The 598-nt window shown below is 65.7% G+C and carries 1 protein-coding gene; it reads left to right on the top strand.

Going from position 1 to position 598, the window contains the following annotated elements; all coding sequences use genetic code 11:
* Positions 1-598 (top strand): SurA N-terminal domain-containing protein (locus AC1DT3_RS23590; RefSeq protein WP_477467572.1); only part of this gene is annotated, 598 nt, incomplete at both ends.

Below are 598 nucleotides of genomic sequence, written 5' to 3' on the forward strand. Positions count from 1 at the left end.
GCCTACAACAATGAGTTGCAGCGCCTCGGCCGTCAGTTCCGCACGGTCATCACGCCGGAGCAGGCCCGCCTGTTCGGTGTCGATCAACGTGTTCTTTCCAGCCTGATCACCCAGGCCGTCATGGCCGAGGAGACCAAGCGGCTCGGCCTCAGCGTATCCGATCAGCTCGTCGCCCGCTCGATCATGGAGGAGCCGTCCTTCCGCGGTGCCGACGGGCAGTTCAACCGCGCCATGTTCGATCAACTCCTTCGCAACGGCGGTCTCTCCGAGGTGGCTTTCGTTCAAGAGCAGCGCGGCACGATGACCCGCACGCAGCTTGTCGAAGCCATCATCGGCGACCTCACGGTTCCGACCGCCGCGCGCGACGCCATGCACCGCTACGCGACCGAACGTCGTGCGGCGTCCTATTTCGTCCTCATGCCCGCCATGGCCGGCGAGATCCCTGCACCGACCGCCGAGCAACTCCAGTCCTTCTTTACCGAGCGCAAGACCGCCTTCCGGGCGCCCGAGTATCGCGCCGTCAACGTTCTCACCCTCGACGCCGCTTCCGTCGCCAAGCCGGATCAGGTGTCCGACGGGCATCCGCGTCGGACACCTG

The organism is Microvirga sp. P4_G7 (assembly GCF_056401005.1).